General features: G+C 62.4%; 18 protein-coding genes. 8 read left to right on the top strand and 10 right to left on the bottom strand.

Going from position 1 to position 21,796, the window contains the following annotated elements:
* Positions 1–31: 31 nt before the first annotated feature.
* The 4 genes from NKK52_RS03085 to NKK52_RS03070 all read right to left on the bottom strand — a co-directional run bounded on the left by NKK52_RS03085 (position 32) and on the right by NKK52_RS03070 (position 5,603).
* Positions 32–2,494 carry a glycogen/starch/alpha-glucan phosphorylase gene (locus NKK52_RS03085; RefSeq protein ID WP_023670727.1) on the bottom strand — a complete coding sequence of 821 codons (2,463 nt, stop codon included), beginning with the start codon at positions 2,492–2,494 and terminating at the stop codon, positions 32–34.
* A gap of 140 nt (positions 2,495–2,634) precedes the next feature.
* Positions 2,635–3,417: an ATP-binding cassette domain-containing protein gene (locus NKK52_RS03080; protein WP_023670726.1), complete on the bottom strand. Its 783-nt coding sequence runs from the start codon at positions 3,415–3,417 to the stop codon at positions 2,635–2,637.
* Positions 3,414–4,475, bottom strand: coding sequence for an ABC transporter permease (locus tag NKK52_RS03075; protein WP_023670725.1), 1,062 nt, complete (start codon positions 4,473–4,475; stop codon positions 3,414–3,416). Before NKK52_RS03075 ends, NKK52_RS03080 begins: the two co-directional genes overlap by 4 nt.
* A gap of 150 nt (positions 4,476–4,625) precedes the next feature.
* On the bottom strand, positions 4,626–5,603 hold the full coding sequence (locus NKK52_RS03070) for a sugar ABC transporter substrate-binding protein (RefSeq protein ID WP_081725578.1): 978 nt from the start codon (positions 5,601–5,603) through the stop codon (positions 4,626–4,628).
* A gap of 263 nt (positions 5,604–5,866) precedes the next feature.
* Here NKK52_RS03070 and NKK52_RS03065 point away from each other — a divergent pair, with 263 nt between their 5' ends.
* The 4 genes from NKK52_RS03065 to NKK52_RS03050 all read left to right on the top strand — a co-directional run bounded on the left by NKK52_RS03065 (position 5,867) and on the right by NKK52_RS03050 (position 9,899).
* Positions 5,867–7,093, top strand: a complete 1,227-nt coding sequence (locus NKK52_RS03065) for an ROK family transcriptional regulator (protein ID WP_023684580.1) — start codon at positions 5,867–5,869, stop codon at positions 7,091–7,093.
* Positions 7,094–7,540 (top strand): RbsD/FucU family protein, encoded by a 447-nt coding sequence (locus tag NKK52_RS03060; RefSeq protein WP_023684581.1) that lies wholly within the window; start codon positions 7,094–7,096, stop codon positions 7,538–7,540.
* Positions 7,537–8,460: a carbohydrate kinase family protein gene (locus tag NKK52_RS03055; RefSeq protein ID WP_023684582.1), complete on the top strand. Its 924-nt coding sequence runs from the start codon at positions 7,537–7,539 to the stop codon at positions 8,458–8,460. Before NKK52_RS03060 ends, NKK52_RS03055 begins: the two co-directional genes overlap by 4 nt.
* Positions 8,461–8,756: 296 nt before the next feature.
* A complete protein-coding gene (locus NKK52_RS03050) occupies positions 8,757–9,899 on the top strand; it encodes a DegT/DnrJ/EryC1/StrS family aminotransferase (protein ID WP_023684583.1) in 1,143 nt (380 codons plus the stop codon).
* Between the two features lies 1 nt (position 9,900).
* On the opposite strand, the gene cysQ is transcribed toward NKK52_RS03050, so the two are convergent.
* From cysQ to cysD, 3 genes are read right to left on the bottom strand one after another with little or no spacing between them, the layout of a single operon-like run.
* Positions 9,901–10,689: a 3'(2'),5'-bisphosphate nucleotidase CysQ gene (gene cysQ, locus NKK52_RS03045; protein WP_031196090.1), complete on the bottom strand. Its 789-nt coding sequence runs from the start codon at positions 10,687–10,689 to the stop codon at positions 9,901–9,903.
* A 10-nt stretch (positions 10,690–10,699) separates the two neighbouring features.
* Positions 10,700–12,637: a sulfate adenylyltransferase subunit CysN gene (cysN, locus tag NKK52_RS03040; protein ID WP_023684584.1), complete on the bottom strand. Its 1,938-nt coding sequence runs from the start codon at positions 12,635–12,637 to the stop codon at positions 10,700–10,702.
* A 2-nt stretch (positions 12,638–12,639) separates the two neighbouring features.
* Entirely contained in the window at positions 12,640–13,545 is a 906-nt protein-coding gene (gene cysD, locus NKK52_RS03035; protein WP_023670717.1) for a sulfate adenylyltransferase subunit CysD, read from the bottom strand.
* Between the two features lie 414 nt (positions 13,546–13,959).
* On the opposite strand from cysD, the gene NKK52_RS03030 reads away from it, so the two are divergent.
* Together NKK52_RS03030 and NKK52_RS03025 are read left to right on the top strand one after the other, a co-directional pair.
* Entirely contained in the window at positions 13,960–15,252 is a 1,293-nt protein-coding gene (locus tag NKK52_RS03030) for an O-antigen ligase family protein (protein ID WP_031198404.1), read from the top strand.
* Positions 15,249–16,184: an NAD-dependent epimerase/dehydratase family protein gene (locus NKK52_RS03025; protein ID WP_023670715.1), complete on the top strand. Its 936-nt coding sequence runs from the start codon at positions 15,249–15,251 to the stop codon at positions 16,182–16,184. Before NKK52_RS03030 ends, NKK52_RS03025 begins: the two co-directional genes overlap by 4 nt.
* Here the strand turns inward: NKK52_RS03025 and NKK52_RS03020 are convergent.
* From NKK52_RS03020 to NKK52_RS03010, 3 genes are all read right to left on the bottom strand, one after another.
* A complete protein-coding gene (locus tag NKK52_RS03020; protein ID WP_023684586.1) occupies positions 16,172–16,711 on the bottom strand; it encodes a sugar transferase in 540 nt (179 codons plus the stop codon). The genes NKK52_RS03025 and NKK52_RS03020 overlap by 13 nt on opposite strands.
* Positions 16,712–16,728: 17 nt before the next feature.
* On the bottom strand, positions 16,729–17,661 hold the full coding sequence (locus NKK52_RS03015) for a glycosyltransferase family 2 protein (RefSeq protein WP_023684587.1): 933 nt from the start codon (positions 17,659–17,661) through the stop codon (positions 16,729–16,731).
* Positions 17,662–17,799: 138 nt separating this feature from the next.
* Positions 17,800–19,788 (bottom strand): UDP-N-acetylglucosamine 4,6-dehydratase, encoded by a 1,989-nt coding sequence (locus NKK52_RS03010; RefSeq protein ID WP_031198406.1) that lies wholly within the window; start codon positions 19,786–19,788, stop codon positions 17,800–17,802.
* A gap of 390 nt (positions 19,789–20,178) precedes the next feature.
* On the opposite strand from NKK52_RS03010, the gene NKK52_RS03005 reads away from it, so the two are divergent.
* The gene (locus tag NKK52_RS03005) at positions 20,179–20,970 is read left to right on the top strand and encodes an ABC transporter permease (protein WP_023684589.1); all 792 of its coding nucleotides are present in this window, start codon (positions 20,179–20,181) and stop codon (positions 20,968–20,970) included.
* Between the two features lie 8 nt (positions 20,971–20,978).
* Entirely contained in the window at positions 20,979–21,716 is a 738-nt protein-coding gene (locus tag NKK52_RS03000; RefSeq protein WP_023684590.1) for an ABC transporter ATP-binding protein, read from the top strand.
* Positions 21,717–21,796 lie beyond the last annotated feature (80 nt).

Raw genomic sequence — 21,796 nt, 5'->3', positions numbered from 1 at the left:
AGACCCATTGTCGTGGCCTCATGCAATCATATCAGGCGGGCACGTTCCAGATTTCTTTCGCATATTGGCGGATCGTGCGATCGGAAGAGAACCAGCCGACGCGGGCAACGTTGCGGATAGCGCGCGCGTACCAATCGGGGCTGTTGCGCCAGACGGCGTCGACATCGCGCTGGGCGGCGGCATAGGCGTCGAAATCCGCCGCCACCATGAACCAGTCGCTGTTGTAGAGACCGTCGACCAGCTCGCGGTAGCGATCCGGCTGGTCGGGCGAGAACACGCCCGACGATACTGCGGCAACAGCCTGCGCCAATTCAGGGGAGCCCTCGATCACGGCGCGCGGGTTGTAGCCATTGCTGCGCCGCTCGGCGACTTCCGCCGTGCTCAGGCCGAAGATGAAGATGTTGTCGTCGCCGACGCATTCCTTGATCTCGACATTGGCGCCGTCGAGCGTGCCTATGGTCAAGGCGCCGTTCAGCGCGAACTTCATGTTGCCGGTGCCCGACGCCTCCATGCCGGCAGTCGAAATCTGCTCGGACAGGTCGGCGGCCGGCATCATCACCTCGGCCAGGCTGACATTGTAGTTCGGCACGAACACCACTTTCAGCAGGCCGCGCACCGACGGGTCGCTGTTGATGACCTTGGCAACGTCGTTGGCCAGTTTGATGATCAGCTTGGCATTGTGGTAGCTGGGCGCCGCTTTGCCGCCGAAGAATTTGACGCGCGGCATCCAGTCCTGTTCGGGATGCGAGCGGATCTGGTCGTAGAGCGCGATCGCTTCCAGGATGTTGAGCAGCTGGCGCTTGTATTCGTGGATGCGCTTGACCTGGATGTCGAACAGCGCCGACGGGTCGAGCTTGATGCCGAGCCGGTCGGCGACCAGATTGGCGAGCTTGATCTTGTTGGAGCGCTTGACGGCGGCGAACTTGTCGCGGAAGGCGGCGTCACCGGCAAAGGCTTCGAGCCCCTTGATGGCGTCGATGTCGTCGAGGAAACGGTCCCCGATCGCCGCGCGGGCGAGCGCGGTGAGGCCTGGATTGCACTGGATCAGCCAGCGGCGTGGCGTGATTCCGTTGGTCTTGTTGTTGATGCGATCGGGATAGAGCTTGTGGAGATCGGCAAACACCGTCTCCTTCATCAGCTCGGTGTGCAACGCCGACACGCCATTGATCGAGTGCGAGCCGACAAAGGCCAGGTTACCCATGCGCACGCGGCGGTCGCCATTTTCCTGGATCAGCGAGATGCGGCTGATCTGCTCATTGGAAAACTGGTTGGTGGCGCGGGCCTCAAGCAAAACCTGCGCATTGATGGCGTAGACGATCTGCATATGGCGCGGCAAAAGCCGTTCGAACAGCGGCACCGGCCAGCTTTCCAGCGCCTCCGGTAGCAGCGTGTGGTTGGTGTAGCCGAAGGTGCGCTTGGTAATATCCCAGGCCTGGTCGAAATCCATGCCATGGACGTCCATCAGCAGGCGCATCAGCTCCGGCACGGCGATCGCCGGATGGGTGTCGTTGAGATGGATCGCCGCCTTGTCGGGCAGCGAGGCGAGATCGCCATACTGGCTGAGATGGCGCTGGACGATGTCCTGCAGCGACGCGGTGGAGAAGAAATATTCCTGCCGCAGCCGCAGTTCCTGGCCGGCCTTGTGGGAATCGGCGGGGTAAAGCACGCGCGACAAGGCATCGGCCTTGTTGCTTTCGGCCAGCGCGCCGATGTGGTCGCCGGCGTTGAACTTGTCGAGCAGGATCGGATCGACCGGCATGCCGGACCAAAGCCGCAGCGTGTTGACGCGGTTGGCGCGCCAGCCGACCACCGGCGTGTCGTAGGCGACGGCCTGGACATGCTCGGTCGGCTTCCAGACGTGACGCTCGAGCCGGCCATCCTTGGAGGTGATCGATTCCACCGAGCCGCCGAAGCCGACCTCGAAGGCACGCTCCCGCCGCTCGAACTCCCAGGGGTTGCCGTGGTCGAGCCAGGTTTCGGGCAGTTCGACCTGCCAGCCGTCATGGATCTCCTGGCGGAACATGCCGTTGGCGTAGCGAATGCCGTAGCCATGCGCGGGAATGTCGACGGTCGCCATGCTTTCCATGAAGCAGGCGGCGAGCCGGCCAAGACCGCCATTGCCGAGCGCTGCATCCGGTTCGAGCCCGGCGATGAGGTCGAGGTCGACGCCCAGCGACTTGAGCGCTTCTCGCATATTGTCCATCAGGCCGAGATTGGAGAAGGCATCGCGCATCAGCCGGCCGATGAGGAATTCGAGCGACAGGTAATAGACGCGCTTTTCCTGCTGGGCGTAGGCCTCCTGCGTCGCCTGCATCCAGTGATCGACGATGCGGTCGCGCACGACCTTGATCGAGGCTGTCAGCCAATCATATTGCGTGGCAACGGAGGTGCCTTTGCCGACCCGGTATTTGAGAGCCAGCAAGACTTCGTCGGCCAGCGTCTTGGGATCGGGTATTTCGAGATCGGGGGCTTTGGCTGTCATTGTTCGCGTCATACTGCCTCTCGTGATCGTGCTGCGATCATACCGGCTTTCGCTCTCAGTCCCAGCCTATCCTAGTGCATCGCAACATACGTTCAATCGATTTAGACCAGCATGCCGCCAGTCCCCCTGCGGCAATTTATCCGTCGAGCGGATCAGGCAGCGAGTGCAGCCTCCGGCGGAACCTTCGCTCCCGTCATGAAGGCGACGGCGTCGGACATGGTATATTGCTTGGGATCGATGACGCAGAGGCGACGTCCCAGCCGATGAATATGGATACGGTCGGCGACCTCGAAGACATGCGGCATGTTGTGCGAGATCAGCACGATCGGCAGGCCTCGTTTCTTGACGTCGAGGATCAGTTCCAGCACGCGGCGGCTCTCCTTGACGCCGAGTGCCGCGGTCGGCTCGTCCATGATCACCACGCGGCTGCCGAAAGCGGCGGCGCGCGCCACCGCCACGCCCTGACGCTGGCCGCCCGACAGCGTTTCCACCGCCTGGCTGATGTTCTGGATGGTCATCAGGCCAAGCTCGGTCAGCTTGTCGCGGGCGCGCTTTTCCATTGCCGGCCGGTCCAGCATGCGAAGCCAGTCGCCGAGGAAGCCGGGTTTGCGGATCTCGCGGCCGAGGAACATGTTGTCGGCGATCGACAGGGCCGGCGACAAAGCCAGGTTTTGGTAGACCGTCTCGATGCCCGCCTCGCGCGCCTCCATGGGCGATTTAAAAGCGACAGCCTTGCCTTCAAGACGGATCTCGCCTTCGTCGGGCACGGCGGCGCCGGAAATCGCCTTGATCAGCGATGATTTGCCGGCGCCATTGTCTCCGATGACGGCCAGGATTTCGCCGGGGTAGAGGTCGAAGTCGGCATTGTCGAGGGCGGTGACACGGCCATAGCGCTTGATCAAGCCGCGCGCGGTGAGGATGGGTTCCACGGTCATGCCGAAACCTTTCTGATCCATTGGTCGATCGCCACGGCGCCGATGATCAGCACACCGGTGAGCAGCACCTTCCATTGCGGATCGGCGCCCAGCATGTTGAGGCCCATCGAGACGACACCGACGATCATCGCGCCGAAAAGCGTGCCCAGAATTGAGCCGCGCCCGCCGAACAGTGAAATGCCGCCGATCACCGTCGCAGTTATCGCCTGCAGGTTGTAGTCGGTGACGGCGGCTGACGGTGAGATCGAGCCGTTGCGGCCGATGGAAACCCAGGCAGCGAAAGCTGCGATCAACCCGGCAAGGGTGTAGACCGTCATCAACACCTTCTTGGTCTGGATGCCAGACAGCTTCGCCGCCTCCTGATCATCACCAACGGCGTAGACGTGGCGGCCCCAGGCGGTGTGATTGAGCACGTACCAGAGGATCAAAACGAGCACGACCGTGGCGATGACGCCCAGTGTCAGCACCGCCGTGCCGATCTTGAAACTCAGGGCAAAGAGATGCAGCAGCGGCGCCTGGGCGTCGACGTCGGTATCGCGGATCGTCTCGTTGGCCGAATAGATGAAGTTGGTCGCCATGACGATGTTCCAGGTGCCGAGCGTGACGATGAACGGCGGCAGCTTCATGTAGGCGACCAGCAAACCGTTAAGCAGGCCGCAGGCTGCGCCGGCGGCAAGCCCGATGGGCACTGCGAGCACGGCCGGCATGCCGTAGCTGACCGCGCAATTGCCCATGATCACGGCCGAAATCACCATGATCACGCCGATCGACAGGTCGATGCCGGCGGTCAGGATGACCAGTGTCTGCGCGGCACCGAGGATGCCGACGATGGCGATCTGCTGCAGGATCAGCGTCAGCGTATAGGATGAGAAGAAACGCCCGCCAATGGCGATGCCGAAAATTACGATCGACAGGACCAGCACAATCAGCGGCACCGCCGCCGGCGTGGAGTGCAGGAAATGCTGGATGCGCTTGACGGCCGATTTGTGCTCGTCAAAGGCGGCAACGCTTGTGTCGCTGCTCGAGAGAACCTTCTCGAATTCCTGTGCTTGAGCCATGTTTCCTCCCCTGGGCTTCAGCTCCATGCCGATACCCGCTCGCGCCTGTCCGGTCTGCTGCCGGGATTATTCGCGTGACGCATCGTCCACCCGAAGCGGCCGGGGATCAAGCCCCCGGCCGTCAGTTTGCCGCTGGCTGTCAGGCAGCCATCAGCCCCAGCACTTGGCGAGGCCTTCCTTGGTGTCGATCGACTTCACGCCATTGGCCGGCTTGTCGGTGACGAGGTTGACGCCGGTGTCGAAGAAGTTCTTGCCTTCGGTCGGCTTCGGCTTGGCGCCGTCCTTGGCGAAGGCGGCGATCGCCTCGATGCCGAGTGCCGCCATCTGCAGCGGGTATTGCTGCGAGGTGGCGCCAATGACGCCTTCGGTCACCGACTTCACGCCGGGGCAGCCGCCATCGACCGAGACGATCAGCACCTGGCTTTCGAGACCGACCGCCTTGAGCGCCTGGTAGGCGCCGACAGCGGCGGGCTCGTTGATGGTGTGGATGACGGTGATGGAGTTGTCCTTCTGCAGAAGGTTTTCCATCGCCTTGCGGCCGCCTTCTTCATTGCCGTTGGTGACGTCGTGGCCGACGATGCGGGCATCGTCCTCATCGCCGATCTTGTTGGGATCCTTCACGTCGATGCCGAAGCCCATCATGAAGCCCTGGTCGCGCAGCACATCCACGGTCGGCTGTGAGGGGGTCAGGTCGAGGAAACCGATCTTGGCGTCCTTGGCCTTGTCGCCGAGGGTCGCGGCTGCCCAGGCGCCGATCAGCTTGCCGGCTTCCAGATTGTCCGTCGCGAAGGTCGCGTCGGCGGCATCGATCGGGTCCAGCGGGGTATCGAGCGCGATCACCAGCAGGCCGGCGTCACGCGCCTTCTTCACCGTCGGCACGATGCCCTTGGTGTCGGACGCGGTGATCAGGATGCCCTTGGCGCCGTCGGCGATGCAGCTTTCGATCGCCGCCACCTGGCTCTCGCTGTCGCCGTCGATCTTGCCGGCATAGGTCTTGAGGTCGACGCCAAGTTCCTTGGCCTTGGCGGTCGCGCCCTCCTTCATCTTGACGAAGAAGGGGTTGGTGTCGGTCTTGGTGATCAGGCAGGCGCCGACGCCGGCGGCCGATGCTGTCGAAGCAAACGCCATCAGGCCGAGGCCCGCCGCGGCGAACACGGTGGACTTCAATAATGCTTTGGTCACGATCTTCCTCCCATGGAACTATGCGGATGCCGCCAACCGGCATCTCGAGCGCATCCACTGAAGTTCTCCCAGTGTGGACGCGCCCTCAAATGACACCAGCGGGAGCCGCCTGTCAATAATTAAATCACTCTTATTTATTATTGACAGCTTTGCGTGGTTCACTCATTCTGCCGCAAAAGCAGTAAGAATAAACCAAGGGAGGAACAAGGGTGGAGACCGGCATTGCGAGGCACGGTTCGCCCGAGGCGGCCGCCAGCCGTCTCCACCGTGGCACCAACCAGAGCGGCATGCGCGACCACAATGAGCGGCTGGTGCTGTCGTTGGTTCGCCAGCATGGCAGCTTGGCCAAATCAGACATTGCGCGCATGACCGGGCTTTCAGCGCAGACCGTCTCGGTCATCATGCGCGAACTGGAGGAGGACAGCCTGCTGCTGCGCCAGGCGCCGTTGCGCGGCAAGATCGGCCAGCCCTCCATCCCGATGGCGCTGAACCCCGAAGGCGCCTTCTTCATCGGCCTCAAGATCGGCCGCCGCAGCGCCGAACTGGTGCTGATCGATTTCCTCGGAACTGTGCGTTCCATGCTGCAGCACTCCTACCGCTATCCGGCGCCGCGCGAGACGGTTGAGTTCGTCACCGAAGGCATGAAGACGATGCGCGCCGAACTGACACCTGCGCAGGACAAGCGCATTGCCGGGCTCGGCATCGCCATGCCGTTCGAACTGTGGAACTGGGCCGACACCGCCGGCGCGCCGCGCGACATCATGGACGAATGGCGCCATCGCGACATCCCTGCCGACATCCAGGCGCAGTGCGAATTCCCGGTCTATCTGCAGAATGACGCCACCTCCGCCTGCGGCGCCGAACTGGTGTTCGGCCAGACCGGCGGGGCGCGCGACTTCGTCTATTTCTATATCGGCGCCTTTGCCGGCGGCGGCATCGTGCTCAACGGCCGGCTGTTCGGCGGGCCAACCGGAAATGCCGGGGCGCTGGGTTCGATGCCGGTGCCGGGACCAGACGGCAAGCCGACGCAGCTCATCGACGTCGCCTCGATCGCAATGCTGGAAAAGGCGCTTAACGCACGCGGCATTGACGGCTCCTATCTCTGGACCTCGCCGCAGGAATGGGGCGAGATCGGCGCCGATCTGGACGACTGGATCGCCAGCGCCTCGCAGGCGCTTGCCTACGCCATTGTCGCGGCGTCCTCGGTGATCGATTTCGAGGCCGCGGTGATCGACGGCTGGATACCGCTCGCTGTCCGGCGCCGGCTCGTCGATGCGATCAGGCAGGCGATCGGTACGATCGATGGCGAAGGGCTGAAGCTTCCGGTGGTGCGCGAAGGCACCGTCGGCATCCATGCCCGCGCGCTGGGCGGCGCCAGCCTGCCGCTGTCCGAACGCTTCCTCATCGGTTCGACCACGATTTCCAGGAGCATCTGAATGCTGATCGGTATTCCGTCGCTGCTCGGTCCGGAGCTTCTGGCGACATTGCGCGCCATGGGCCATGGCGACGAGATCGCGCTCGTCGACGGCAACTATCCGGCGGAAGAACAGGCAAACCGGCTGATCCGCGCCGACGGTCTTCACCTCATACCGGTGCTTGACGCCATTTTGAGCGTGCTGCCGGTGGACGACTTCGTGCCGGAAGCGCTGTTTCGTGCCTCGGTAAAAGGCGATCCCTCGGTCGCCGATCCGGTCCACCATGAAATCGAAACGATCTGCACCAGGCGCGCGCCGGGCCGCAAGGTGGTTGCGCTGGCGGGCGCCGACTTCTATGCACGCGTCCGGTCGGCATATGCGATCGTCGGGACCAGCGAACCCCGGCTCTACGCCAACATCATCATCCGCAAGGGCGTGATCTATCCGCCGGAGAACAAGAAATCATGATCCTCTGCTGCGGCGAAGCCCTGATCGACATGCTGCCGCGCACCACGACACAGGGCGAGCCGGCCTTTGCGCCCTATGTCGGCGGCGCGGTGTTCAACACGGCGATCGCGCTTGGCCGCCTCGGCGCGCCCGCCGGCTTCTTTTCCGGCCTGTCGTCGGATCTGTTCGGCGGCCAGTTCCGCGAGGCGCTCGGCGCAAGCAAGGTCAGCTCCACCTATGCGCACACCTCCCCTCGCCCGACCACGCTCGCCTTCGTGCGGCTCACCAACGGCCAGGCGACCTACACTTTCTACGACGAAAACACCGCCGGGCGCATGCTGACGACAGAGGATCTGCCGAAACTGGGCGCCGAGATCGAAGCCATGCTGTTTGGCGCCATCAGCCTGATTTCGGACCCGGCGGGTGCTGCCTACGAAGAATTCATGAAACGCGAGCACGAACGCCGCGTCATGATGCTCGACCCCAACATCCGGCCGAACTTCATCCCCGACAAAGCCAAGCACCTCCGGCGCATCCGCTCGATGATGGCGATGGCCGACATCGTGAAGCTATCGGATGAGGATCTGCACTGGTTCGGCGAGGCCGGCTCGCATGAGGACGTCATCCGCAACTGGCTGGATCGCGGCCCGAAGCTGATCGTCGTTACCCACGGCAGCGAAGGTGCCGTCGGCTACAGCAGGGAACACAAGGTCACGGTGATGCCGCATAAGGTGGAGGTGGTCGACACGGTCGGCGCCGGCGACACTTTCAATGCCGGCATTCTGGCCTCGCTGCACGAGCAAGGCCTGCTCACCAAGGCCGGGATCGGCGGCCTTTCGGAGGACGCCATCCGTCAGGCGCTGGCGCTCGGCGCCAAAGCGGCGGCGGTGACCGTGTCGCGGGCCGGCGCCAACCCGCCCTGGCGGCACGAAATCGCCTGATCCACGCTTAGTCCGCCGCCAGCCGCTGCAAGCAGCCGATCACTTTATGTTTCCGCGAGCCGGAAAGACGGACTGATCAGCCGGATTAATAGGCGGCGAAGCCCGGATTTCCGGCATCTTGCGGCAATGCAGGGAAAGCCTGAAGTAACAGGCTGCGACACCTAGACAACCCGTCCCGCGGCCGGTCCGGCTTTCTAGACCGGCCCAACTCTGGTACCAGCGGCCCGGTTAAGTTGTTGTTTCTGTGCGTGTCATTGTCCCCGGGGCAGCCCGCACCACACCGTTTTGAGGCCGACATGCAGTTCATCGATCTTGGCGCGCAGCGCGAACGTATCCGCGACCGGCTGAAGGCCGCGATCGACAATGTCGTCGAGGAAGGCCGCTATATCCTCGGACCGCAAGTCACCGAATTCGAAAACAAGCTCGCAGCCTATATCGGCACCAAGCATGTCGTGGCCTGCGCCAACGGCACCGACGCGCTGCTGTTGCCGCTGTTTGCCGCCGGTATCGGCCCCGGCGACGCGGTGTTCGTGCCGAGCTTCACCTTTGCCGCGACGGCGGAAGTGGTGGCGCTTGCCAAGGCCGAACCAGTGTTCGTCGATGTCGAGGCCGAGACCTACAACATCGACATCGCCAGCCTCGAGGCGGCGATCGCCATGATCAAGAAGGAAGGCCGGCTGAAGCCGAAGGCGATCATTCCCGTCGACTTGTTTGGGCTTGCCGCCAACTACGAGGCGATCATGGCGATTGCCAGGCGCGAAGGGCTGCTGGTGATCGAGGATGCGGCGCAGTCGATCGGCGGTTCGGCCGACGGCACAATGTGCGGCGCCTTCGGCCATGTCGGCTCGACCAGCTTTTATCCGGCCAAGCCGCTGGGCTGCTACGGCGATGGCGGCGCGATGTTCACCAATGACGACGCGCTGGCCGACCAGCTGCGCTCGTTTGCGTTCCACGGTAAGGGCGGGACGCAGTATGACAATGTCCGCGTCGGCATCAATTCACGCCTCGACACCATCCAGGCGGCGATCCTGATCGAGAAACTCGCCATCCTCGAAGACGAGATGGTCGCCCGCCAGGTCGTGGCCAAGCGCTACGCCGAAGGTCTCGGCGACATCGTCAAGGCGTCACGCAATCTGGGCGGTGGCCGCTCGGCCTGGGCGCAATACGCCATCGAGACGCCGAAGCGCGACGGGTTGAGGGCGCATCTCGGCGAAAAGGGCATCCCTTCGGTGATCTATTATGTGAAGCCGCTGCACGAGCAGGTCGCCTATCGCGACTATCCGCGCACGCCGACCGGGCTTGCGGTTTCGGAGGAACTGCCGAAGCGCATCCTGTGCCTGCCGATGCATCCCTATCTCAGCGAAGCCGACCAGGACCGCATCATCGAGACGATCCGCAACTACATTGGCTCGAACTCGGCGCATGTAGCGGCGGCGTAAGTTACGCCGCGTCCGCCGCCTTCCCGCTCGCAATAAAATGCGGGTTGGCGAAATCCTCGTCGTCGCTCTGTTTGCGCTTGCCATAGGTGAGCGGCTCGCCGTCCAGCGTGCGCGTCATGCCGCCGGCGGCGCGCAGTACGGCGTCGCCGGCCGCCGTGTCCCATTCCATGGTGCGGCCGAAGCGCGGATAGATGTCGGCTTCGGCTGCGGCGAGCAGGCAGAATTTCAGCGATGAGCCGACCGAGACGATCTCGGCGGCGCCGAGATCCTTGATGAAGGCTTCGGTCTCCGGGGTGTTGTGCGAGCGGCTGGCAACGACCGCCAGCGGCGTGACCGCCCTCCTAACCGAAATCCGCCGGCGGCCGACGATACGGAAGTCGCCATCGACCTCGATTGCTTCGGCCCAGCCCGGCCGTCCAGAGAAGAACCGCCCGCTGCACGGTGCGAAGACGACGCCGATCTCCGGCACGCCGTGCCGGACAAGCGCGATGTTGACGGTGAAATCGGTCCGGCGGTTGACGAATTCCTTCGTTCCATCGAGCGGATCGATCAGGAAGAAGGCGCCATCCAGATCGGGCGGCACAATGCCTTCGGCGACCTCTTCCTCGGCCACGCAGGGAATATCGGGATAGGCCGCACGCAGGCCGGCGAGGATGATCGTCTCGCTCTCGCGGTCGGCTTCCGTGACCGGCGAGGAGTCCGACTTGCTGTCGACCGCGCAGCCGGCCTTGAAGACCCGCATCACCTCGCGTCCGGCTTCGAGCGCCAGGCGCTCGAACACGTCGAGCATCACTTCGTCGTCAGATGCCGCCGCCGCTGTCATATTGGTCTTCGGCAATGTCGCGCTCATTCAGCCAGTGTTCCAGAGCCTCTACCATCTCCTCGGCCGTCTTGCCGAGTGTCTTGAGATGGATTTCGGGATTTTCGGGAGCTTCATACGGGGAATCGACGCCGGTGAAGTTCTTGATCTCGCCATTCAGCGCCCGTGCGTAAAGGCCTTTCGGGTCGCGTCGGGCGCATTCCTCGAACGGCGTATCGACGAACACTTCGACGAACTCGCCGTCGGCCATCAACTCCCTGGCCATGCGCCGCTCGGCGCTGAAGGGGGAAATGAAGGAGACGATGACGATCAGCCCGGCATCGGCCATCAGCTTTGCCACTTCGGCGACACGGCGGATGTTTTCGACCCGATCGGCGTCGGTGAAGCCGAGATCGCGGTTGAGGCCGTGGCGGACATTGTCGCCGTCGAGAATGTAGGTGTGACGCCCGGAAGCGAACAGCTTCTTCTCGAGCAGGTTGGCGATGGTCGACTTGCCCGAACCGGAAAGGCCGGTGAACCAGAACACGGCGGGACGCTGGCTCTTCAAGTCGGAACGGCCACGCTTGCCGACATCGAGCGACTGCCAGTGGATGTTTTCGGCGCGGCGCAAGGTATGCAGGATCATGCCGGCGCCGACCGTGGCATTGGTGATGCGGTCGATCAGGATGAAGGCGCCGGTATCGCGGTTGTCGGCGAAGGTGTCGAAGGCGATCGGCGCCCGGGTCGAGATGTTGCAGATGCCGACTTCGTTCATCTCGAGCGACTTCGCCGCCTCGCGAGCGAAGTCGTTGACGTTGACGCGGTATTTCAGGTCGGTGACGGTGGCGCTGGTCTGGTCGGTCTCGGTGCGCAGTATATAGGAGCGTCCCGGCAGCAGCGCTGCCTCGTCGAACCAGACGATGTTGGCGGCGAACTGGTCGGCGACCTGCGGCCGTGCCGCCGGCGACACCAGCATGTTGCCTCTGGAGACCTCGACCTCGTCATCGAGCACAAGGGTGATGGCCTGGCCGGCCACCGCCTGGGCAAGATCGCCGCCTTGCGCGACGATGCGCTTGACCCGCGAGGCCTTGCCGGATTTGGCGACCACCACCTCGTCGCCCTGCGCGACGGAGCCGGACGCGATGGTGCCGGCAAAGCCGCGGAAGTCGAGATTGGGCCGGTTGACATACTGCACCGGAAACCGGAACGGCAGTTCGACCGCGGCCTCGTCGACCGATATAGTTTCGAGATGCTCGATCAGCGACGGGCCGGAATACCACGCCGTCTTGCCGGAGCGGCTGGTGACATTGTCGCCATAGCGGGCCGACATCGGGATCGGCACGATCGTCTGGAAGCCGAGCTCGTGCGAGAACTGCCGGTAATCCTCGACGATACGGTCGAACACCGCCTGGTCGAAATCGACGAGGTCGATCTTGTTGACGGCAAGCACGATATGGCGGATGCCGAGCAGCGAAGCGATGATCGAGTGGCGCCGGGTCTGGCGCAGCACAGCCTGGCGCGCATCGATCAGCACGATGGCGAGATCGGCAGTCGATGCGCCGGTCGCCATGTTGCGGGTGTACTGTTCATGGCCGGGCGTGTCGGCGACGATGAACTTGCGCTTGGGCGTGGCGAAGAAGCGGTAGGCGACGTCGATGGTGATGCCTTGCTCGCGCTCGGCCTCGAGGCCGTCGACCAGAAGCGCGAAGTCGATGTCGTCGCCAGTGGTGCCGTGCTTGCGGGAATCGCGCTCGAGTGCGGCGAGCTGGTCCTCGAAGATCTGCTTTGTGTCGGACAGAAGACGGCCGATCAGCGTCGACTTGCCGTCGTCGACCGAGCCGCAGGTGAGGAAGCGCAGCAGCGACTTCTTCTCCTGCGCCGCCATGTATTCGCGCACGCCGTCGGTGGGAGCGAGGCTCTTGGCCAGGATATGGCGCATGCTCAGAAATATCCCTCGCGCTTCTTCTTTTCCATCGAGCCGGCTTCATCGCGGTCGATGAGGCGGCCCTGGCGCTCGGAGGTGCGCGCCGTCAGCATCTCGCCGACGATGGCTTCGAGCGTGTCCGCGTCGGATTCGATGGCGCCGGTCAGCGGATAACAGCCGAGCGTGCGGAAACGCACCAGACGGTTCTCCATCGTCTCACCGGGGCGCAATTGCATGCGATCGTCATCCTTCATGATCAGCATGCCGTCGCGTTCGACCACCGGCCGCTCCTTGGCGAAATAGAGCGGCACGATCGGGATGTTTTCCTGCAGAATGTACTGCCAGATATCGAGCTCGGTCCAGTTCGACAGCGGAAACACGCGGATCGATTCGCCCGGCGCGATGCGGGTGTTGAAGATCTTCCACATCTCCGGCCGCTGGTTCTTCGGGTCCCAGACATGCTGGGCGTTGCGGAAGGAAAAGATGCGCTCCTTGGCGCGCGACTTCTCCTCGTCGCGCCGAGCCCCGCCGAAGGCAGCGTCAAAGCCGTATTTGTCGAGCGCCTGGCGCAACGCCACCGTCTTCATGACATGGGTGTGGGTGTTCGAGCCATGGTCAAAGGGGTTGATACCGTCGCGCACGCCGTCTTCATTGACGTGGACCAGCAGGTCGAAGCCGAGCTTCTGCGCCATCTGGTCGCGAAAGGCGATCATCTCGCGGAACTTCCAGGTGGTGTCGACATGCAGGAAGGGGAAAGGCGGCTTGGCCGGATAGAAGGCCTTCATCGCCAGATGCATCAGCACGGAGGAATCCTTGCCGACGGAATAGAGCATCACCGGCTTGGAGAAGGAGGCGGCAACCTCACGGAAGATGTGGATGGACTCGGCCTCGAGCCGCTGCAGGTGCGTAAGCGCGATGTTCATGGACTGTGAGCGTTCTCTCGTGCAATCCAGACCTTGCATCAGATGGATCGGGCGTCCTTTTCAGCCGCCCGGTTCAAGCTTCACTGCTGGACACTATCGGTTCGTGCCGGCGTTCTAGCAGATCGCCACCTGATATAACAACGCTGGAAAGGCCGGCGGCCACACCGATCGGCAACGAATTTTCCATGAAAAGCCTAGAATCCGAAAATTCCTGCCCGACGGAGCGATAGCATTCAAAGGCCGGGAAAAATCTTGCCTGGACCGAAAGAAACGCCGGCCGGACCTCGTCGCACTTTCGAAAACCGCACCCAGCCGCTATACCGGCTCCTGAACCTGCGCCGGGCGGCATGCCGCAAATGCCGCCGCCAAACATTGTCCGTCGCCACGCGACCCAGCGCATTGTGAACCAGAGCATTGACCCCGATCTCCGCCATCAAGCAGCACGTTTCGCCGTCACGGATCAACGTCACCTTCTCCATTTTGTGCTTCTTTTTCCCGCCGGTACTGGGATCGGCGGTCAGCTTTTTGTTCAATGGCGGCGGCCTGTGGTCGGTGCTTCTGCTTGCGCTGAAAAGACGGCGTTTCAACATCGACCGGCCGATGACCGCGATGACGGTGGCCATCTATGCCTATTGCGCAGCCAGCGTGCTCGCCTCCATCGTCAACAATTCGATCGCCAGGGATGCGCCGCATCTGGCAGGGCTGATCACCTTCCTGTTTTTCCCTGTCTCATACGCGACCTGGAGCATTACCGAGAAAACCACGCTGACGCGCATCGTCGTGCTGGCGAGCGCCGCCGCCTGTTTTGGCGCCCTGCTGCTGGCGGTCGTGCAATATCACGGGCTGGGCATACGGGCCGAAGGCGGCGCCGGCAATCCGATCGTGTTCGCGACCGTCGCCTGCCTCAGCATGATGATGTGCCTGGCAGGCGCCTTATCGGGTGTCGAAAAGAACAGGGCGTTGCTGGCCTGCGCGACACTGGCCGGCGCGGTCGACATTGTCTATTCGGGGTCGCGGATCATCTGGCTGGCGATGCTGGTGGCCGGCATCGCGGTCCTGCTGATCAACCGTCGCAAGCTCAACAACAGAAACGCCATTCGGCTTTTGCTGATTGCGGGCGCGATCGGCATCGTCATCGCGGTCATTGGTCTCCCCATCATTTCCGAGCGCGCGGCCTTCCTGTTCAGCGACTGGGATGCGCTCGCCACGAAGGGCGACCACACGACCGCGCTCGGCTTGCGCGCAGCACTTTGGCAGATTGGGCTGAGCGCCTTCCACGACATGCCGATTTTCGGTCACGGCATTGCTGCAAGCCGTGAGCTGATAAAGGATGGATTCCACAATCAGTTCCACATGCCGTCCACGGGCTTCAGCCATTTTCACAATGGCTTCCTGACTGCATTGGTGGAGGCCGGGCTGCTTGGAGCCGTAACGCTCGCGGCTGTGTTCTTCGTTGCCGCGAGAAACGCGGCCATCGTGCTGCGCACCAGCACGGACGCGATCGAGCGGTTCGGCGCCACGATGATTGTCGTCACTGCGATCACCTACCTCATCGGCGGCCTGACCGGCATTCTGGTCGGCCACGACATCCTCGATGCCACACTGATGGTGTTCCTGGTGTCCGGGACATATCTTGCATCGGGCCGGCAACAAATGCTGCCGGAACAACAGGCACCGGCCCCGGCGCCCCAGGCAAGCCGGCCGTGAAAGTGCTGGTCACAGGCGCGACGGGTTTCATCGGCAGGCAGGTCGTCAACCAGCTGCGCGAAGCCGGGTTCGGGGTGCGCATGGCATCGCGCCACCCGGAACGGCTCGATCCCGTGAGCGATGCGGTTTTGTTGCCGGACTTCGACGCACCGGCTCAGGCATACCAGGCGCTGATGCGAGATATCACCCATGTCGTCCACTGTGCGGCGCTCAACAATGACCGCAAGGCGAGCGAAGCCGACTTCATGGCAGCCAACGCGACACTGACCGCGCAGCTGGCGCGCGCGGCCGCCTCGCGGACAAGCGGGCGCTTCATCTATCTGTCGTCGATCCGGGCAGTAGCCGGTCCCGGTTTCAGCGGAACGATCAGCGAGGCGACGCTCCCTGCCCCGCAATGCGCCTACGGGCGCTCGAAACGCGAAGGCGAGATCAAGACACTGGAAGCCTATGCGTCCAGGCCCTCCGATGCCACGGCGCTGCGCCTGCCGCCGGTCTATGGCGAAGGCATGAAGGGAAACCTGCGTGGAATGATGCGGGCTGCCGCCATTGCCTTACCATTGCCCTTAGGCGCTTTCACCGCAGTTCGTTCGCTGATATCGCGCGACGCGGTGGCTGGCGCCGTGGCGCATCTTTTGACTCGTCCCACGCCACCGCGCCCGACCTATGTCCTGGGCGATGCTTCCCCCGTTGCGATGTTCGAAATCTTGACTGCATTCAGGCACGGATACGACGTTCCGACCCGGCTCGTTCCTGTGCCGGCCTGGCCATTCAGGCTGTTCGCCACACTGCTTGGCAGAAAAGCAGCGTACGACGCTTCCATGGCGACACAGATTTGCGACCCGTCACTGCTGATCTCGGAAGGCTGGATGCCGGAAACCGACACGCTCGGCCGGATTGAGGAACTTGCACGACAGGCCCGTCAGGTCCGGTAGATTGTGCCAAGCAGGATTTTGACGTCAAGTCCGATCGAGGCTCCCCTGAGATATTCGGCATCGGTTTCGGCGCAGAGTTTCGGATCCGACATGTCGATGCCTCTCATCTGCGCAAGCCCGGTAATGCCTGGAAGTGCGGCAAGCACACCCAATTGCCTGCGGCGGTCGACCAACTCGGTTTGCGTGGGCAGGCATGGACGCGGCCCGACCAGGCTCATCTCGCCCTTCAGCACGTTCCAGAGCTGCGGCAGCTCGTCGATCTTGAATTTTCGCAGCACCTTACCGGCGGCGGTGACGGAGTTTGCCGGCGCCTGATGCGAGGGCAGAGATGGCGTTCCCACAACCATCGTCCTCAACTTGTGGCAGCGAAACAGCACCCCGTGCTGGCCGACGCGAGTTTGGGAGAGGAGTGCCGGTCCGGGCGACGACAGCCTGATTGCCAGTATGGCAAGCAGGGTGACGGGCGAGGTCAGCGGCAACAGAACCGCCGCCGCGACGAGATCGAAAGCTCGCTTGGGTCCCCTCATGGCCATCTCAGCATGCTCTAGATCCGCCGCCAGATGAAGGCCACATAGAGCCCAAGCGTCCCAGCCAGCGTCTGCCGGTAGACGCCGCTTTTCCTGAGAAGGCGCAGGCGTCGCAAGATACCGCCCTTTCGCGCCCTGATGAACAGGCCGAGACAGGCGACGGCATCCCTCGTGAGGATGTCGCGATTGACGGCCAGGCCGCTCAGATTGTGATCGGTCCAGACGGCGAACTCGCCCCTGAAGAGGCGCCCCAGCCGCGACAGCCTCGCCTTCCACGACACGTTGGCGCCGACCAGGTTTGCCTCATGCTGGCGGTAGCGCACCAGCGGTCGCGGGTCATAGCGGACAATGCCGCCGGCAGCCGTGACGATCAGATAGGTCCACCAGTCATGGCTGACGAACTCGGTCCTTGCCGATGCCTTTGCCAGCAACTTTCGCGCGGCGCGGTTGATCATCATCGTGTTGCCGCCGGCAATGCTTTGCACAAGCGCATTGCGAAATGCGGGTGGATGCTGGAACAGCGGCGAATACCCTTGCGCTGCTCCGGTTTCGGACATGGTCGCGGTTCTGGAGCAAAACAGCAGCGGCGTTCCGGCGTCGTGCCCTTGCATCCAGGCAATGGCGCTCTCCAGCCTGTCCGGCTCCCAGATGTCGTCCTGGTCGCAGAAGGCGTAGTAGTCGGCCTCGATGCGCGGATCGATGATCATCGCGCGGAAATTGGCGGCAAAGCCTTGGCGAGGACCATTCGACAGGGTCAACCGGCCCTTGGACCAGCGGCTCTGCCAGGCGCCGATAATGGCCGAAGTGCCGTCTGTCGAACCGTCGTCGGAAACCCAGAGGTCGACAACAGGATGCGATTGCGCAGCCAGCGACGCGAGCTGCTCGTCAAGGAAAGCCGCGCCATCTTTCGTGCCCAGCAGCACGGCCACGCGCTGATCTTGTCTGCTCACTGGTTCAAAATCATCTGCAAACGCCTGGGAACGGCCATCGGATCGGTTTCAATAGCCAATCCCGGTCGATCAGGACAGGCTCTTTGTTTTGACGCAATCCCGGACGGAAAACCGCTCCACACTTTTCTTGGAATTGCTCTAACCAGCTTGCCCGACTGTTTTCGCAACGGTTTCCCGGCGTGCCTCACTTGGAGGCTCTTCCGCCTGATAGAGGCCGGCCATGACGGCGAGCGCCGAGGCCTTGTCCTGATCGCGCATGGCCGCCTGCAGCAATGTCAGCGCCGCCTGGACCTTGGGCCATCCCACGACATCGGTCCTGAGGCCGAAGATCTTGGGGATATCCAGCGCGACGATCTCCTCATTGCCGCCATGCAGCACTTCGTGAAGCTTCTCGCCCGGCCTGATCCCGGTGAAACGGATCGGAATGTCGGTGTAGGGGCTTTTGCCGGCCATGCGGATCATGGTTTCAGCGACTTCGAGGATCGGCACCGGCTTGCCCATGTCGAGCATGTAGATGGCGTAGTCGTCCTTGCCCTGGCGCCGCTCGGCGTCGGCCGCCGACATGATGACGAGGTCGACGGCTTCGGCCACCGTCATGAAGTAGCGGGTCATGCGGCGATCGGTGATGGTGACCGGACCGCCGGCCTCGATCTGCGCCTGGAAGATGGTGGCGACCGAGCCATTGGAGCCGAAGACGTTGCCGAACCGCACGGCGATGAACTTGGTGCCGGAGCGACGGCCGCTGGCCCCGGTGGCGTGCGTTTCGTGCAGCGAAGAGACGATCTGCTCGGCGGCGCGTTTCGTCATACCGAGCACCGAGGTCGGATCGACCGCCTTATCGCTGGAAATCAGTAGGAACTGCGGCACCCCGCATTTGGCGGCAACCTCGGCGCAGACGAGGGTGCCCAAAATGTTGGTCTGGATCGCCGATTCCCAATTTTCCTCGAGCAGCGGCACATGTTTGAGCGCGGCGGCATGGAAGATGATGTCGGGCTTGAAATCGCTGACGACGCGGGTGATCTGGCGCCGGTCTGTGACATCGACGATGCGGCTCTTGAGCCGGACATGGTCCTTTTCGTCAACCTGCTGGTCGAGCTGGAAAATACCGAACTCCGAGATATCGGCGACCAGAACCGCCTCGGCGCCAAGTTCCAGCGACCGCTTGACCAGGATGCGACCGATTGAGCCGGCGCCGCCGGTCACCAGGACGCGCTTGCCGCTGACGAAGCCGCCAATGCGCTCAACGTCCGACGGGACCGTGGAGCGGCGCAGGATCGTTTCCATCTCGACAGCGTCGAGAACCAGCTTTCCGCCCTGCCCGAGCTCCGAGACACCGGAGAACTGGACGACGGCGATGCCGCTGTGACGGGCGACACGGACCAGCTCCGAGTATTCCTCGATCTCGCGCTCGGTGCCATTGCCGAAAATCAGCATGTCGAGGCTTTTGGTGCCTCTTGCATATTCTTCGAGGACCTCGACCAGGCGGGGCCGCACGGCCACCACCGGAACGCCCTGTATCTGCGTGCCCAACGGCGCGCCGTTCTCGATGGCCATGATGCCGGCGATGGAATATTCGGCCGGCTCGGCCGTGCGTGTGAAGCGGATGATGACGTCTGCTTCGCCAAGCCTGCCGACGAACAGCGCTTGTTTGATCGCCGCATTGTTTGGGTTGCGGCTCAGGATTCGCCAGCTCGCCCCGTCGCGCAGGAACCGGTAATAGAGCCGAGGCGCCGATATGATGGTGAAGGAGACGAGGAAAAAGACGATGAACTGGCGCTCGTTGAGGCCGGTCACCGGCTGAAACGATCGAACCGCCAGCGAGACGACATAGAGCGTGACGGTCAGGATGGCGCAGCTCTTCAGGATGTTGAAGAAGTCCGGCGTGGAGGCGAAACGCCACACGGTGTTGTAGAGGCCGCAATAGCGAAACAGCATATGGCTGAGAAAAACAATACTTGCCCAGCACGCCAGGCCGGCCGTGGAGAGCGCGTCGAATGAAAGTCTCGACTGCGAAAGCCCCAGACTCAGCGCCACCGCGACCAGGACCATGACCAGGTCCTGGATCATTATAATGGCGCGCCGCATCTTCGGCCGAAGTCCGGACACGACCTCTACATAGGATGTCATTGGGTAGTACTGAACTCCTGGTACGAAAGCTCGGCCGTTGGACCGGCACCGGACCGCCATCGTCCGTCACCACTCCAAAGCACCAAATCCCCCGCCTATCGCCCGAATATCGGCATAGCGTGGAGTTGAGGGCACCGCCAGATGTTTTTTGACGAATATGTGATCAAACGTGAATGCGTTGTTTTCAGACCAATCCTAGCTGTTGAACTGTTTTGCGGGTCAATTGTACAGGTTCAACAGGCGTTGCTAATGGGCGCCTTGAATATTGAGCGCGGCTTCAATAGGCCGCAGTCCGTTGCCATATGCTAGTCGCAACGGCTATGAAGTGTCCCCTCGCCTCATGTCGCCATCGACGTATGAAGCGACAAGCATGGATGCGAAACTATAACGATGATTTTGGCACTGAACGGCGCCCTCGACGACATTGGCAGGGCCATGAGGCTGCACCGGGTGTGGATCGCCCTCGCACACGAGGATATCGGCGACCAGCATCGGCGCACGACGCTTGGTCCACTTTGGCTTCTGGTCAACTACGTTGCCTTCGTCGGCACCTTCGTCTTCGTGTTCCAGCCCGCGGGCAAGGACGCTGCCGGCTACTCCGCCTATGTCGCCATCGGCCTTCTGGTTTGGTTCTACCTGATGGAGATCATTTCCCTAAGCGTCTCGCTCTTTCAGCGCGAAGAGAGCTTCATAGAAGGCACGACGCTGCCATTGTTTGTGTATGTGATGCGCCTGGCGCTGCAGTCCATTATTCGCGCGGGCTATGCGATCGTGGGTTGTGTAGTCATTCTGGTCCTGAGCGGCTCGGCGCTCAACGTTGCATGGCTATGGTCGCTCGCGGGGCTTTTGATGATCCTGCTGGCCAGTCCGGCCGTTATCACGGTCTTTGCTTTTCTCGGCGCTTTCTTCCCGGACAGCGAGTTCATCGTCGGCAACATGATGCGTGTCGGCATGTTTTTCACGCCCGTCTTCTGGGTATACAACGGGCAAGGCGGCATTCAAAATTACGCCTACCACTGGAACCCATTCGCCTATTTCCTGGAGATCGTGCGTGTCCCGATCATCAGCGGCGAAATGCCGGTGCAAGCGTTCGCCGTAACCGGCAGCATATCGCTAGGGATGTGGGCGGTTGCATTGCTGCTGCTGGGTCGATACCGCAGGCAAGTCATATTCCTGATCTGAGTTTTTTGATGGTTTCAATTACGCTGGATAATATCAGTCTGGTCTACAAACTGCACGAAAAGCTGACGCTTTCCGCGCCGGATAAGCGTTTGGGCGCAACAGGCGGCAGGATTGAAGGCTCCGGCAGGAAGCAGTTTGTGCAAGCGCTTGACGGCGTCAGTCTCGAACTGAAGGCGGGCGATCGGCTGGGTCTTGTCGGCCCGAACGGCGCCGGCAAGACGACACTTCTCAAAGTGCTCTATGGCATCTACGAGCCCTCGGGGGGAAGCATCACCATCGAAGGCAAGGTCGACGCCCTGTTTAACATCAATATCGGCTTTCGTCGCGAGGCCACGGGCCGCAGAAACATTGTTCTTCGTGGACTGATCAACGGATGGACGGAAGCCGAGATCCAGGAAAAGATAGAGGATATCATCGCCTTCAGCGAGCTTGGCGACTTCATTGACCTGCCGTTCAAGGCATACAGCCAGGGCATGGCGGCGCGGCTTGCCTTTTCGGTAGCCACCGCGCTCGATCCAGAGATTCTCCTTATGGATGAGTGGATCGGAGCGGGTGATGCTTCTTTCCAGGACAAGGCCAAAAGACGCATGGACGAACTTGCTGAAAAGGCCGGCATCATTGTTCTGGCGAGCCACAATGAGAGCCTGATCGAAAGAGTGTGCACGAAGAGACTGACGCTCCGAAGTGGTCGAGTAGAATCACTTAGGTCGGAACCGGCCGAACCCGATCGGATGCTGAGTGCCTAGATTGCCGCCATCTTCAGCAAGAGTGGACGCGAGACAGACAGCAGCCTTCAAAGTCGATTTGCATCCGAGATCGGCAGGTT

This window comes from Mesorhizobium sp. C277A (genome assembly GCF_040324395.1).
Classification (GTDB): Bacteria; Pseudomonadota; Alphaproteobacteria; order Rhizobiales; family Rhizobiaceae; genus Mesorhizobium.
The sequence above is the reverse complement of the archived record's forward strand: the minus strand, read 5'-3'. Positions and strand labels throughout refer to the sequence as shown.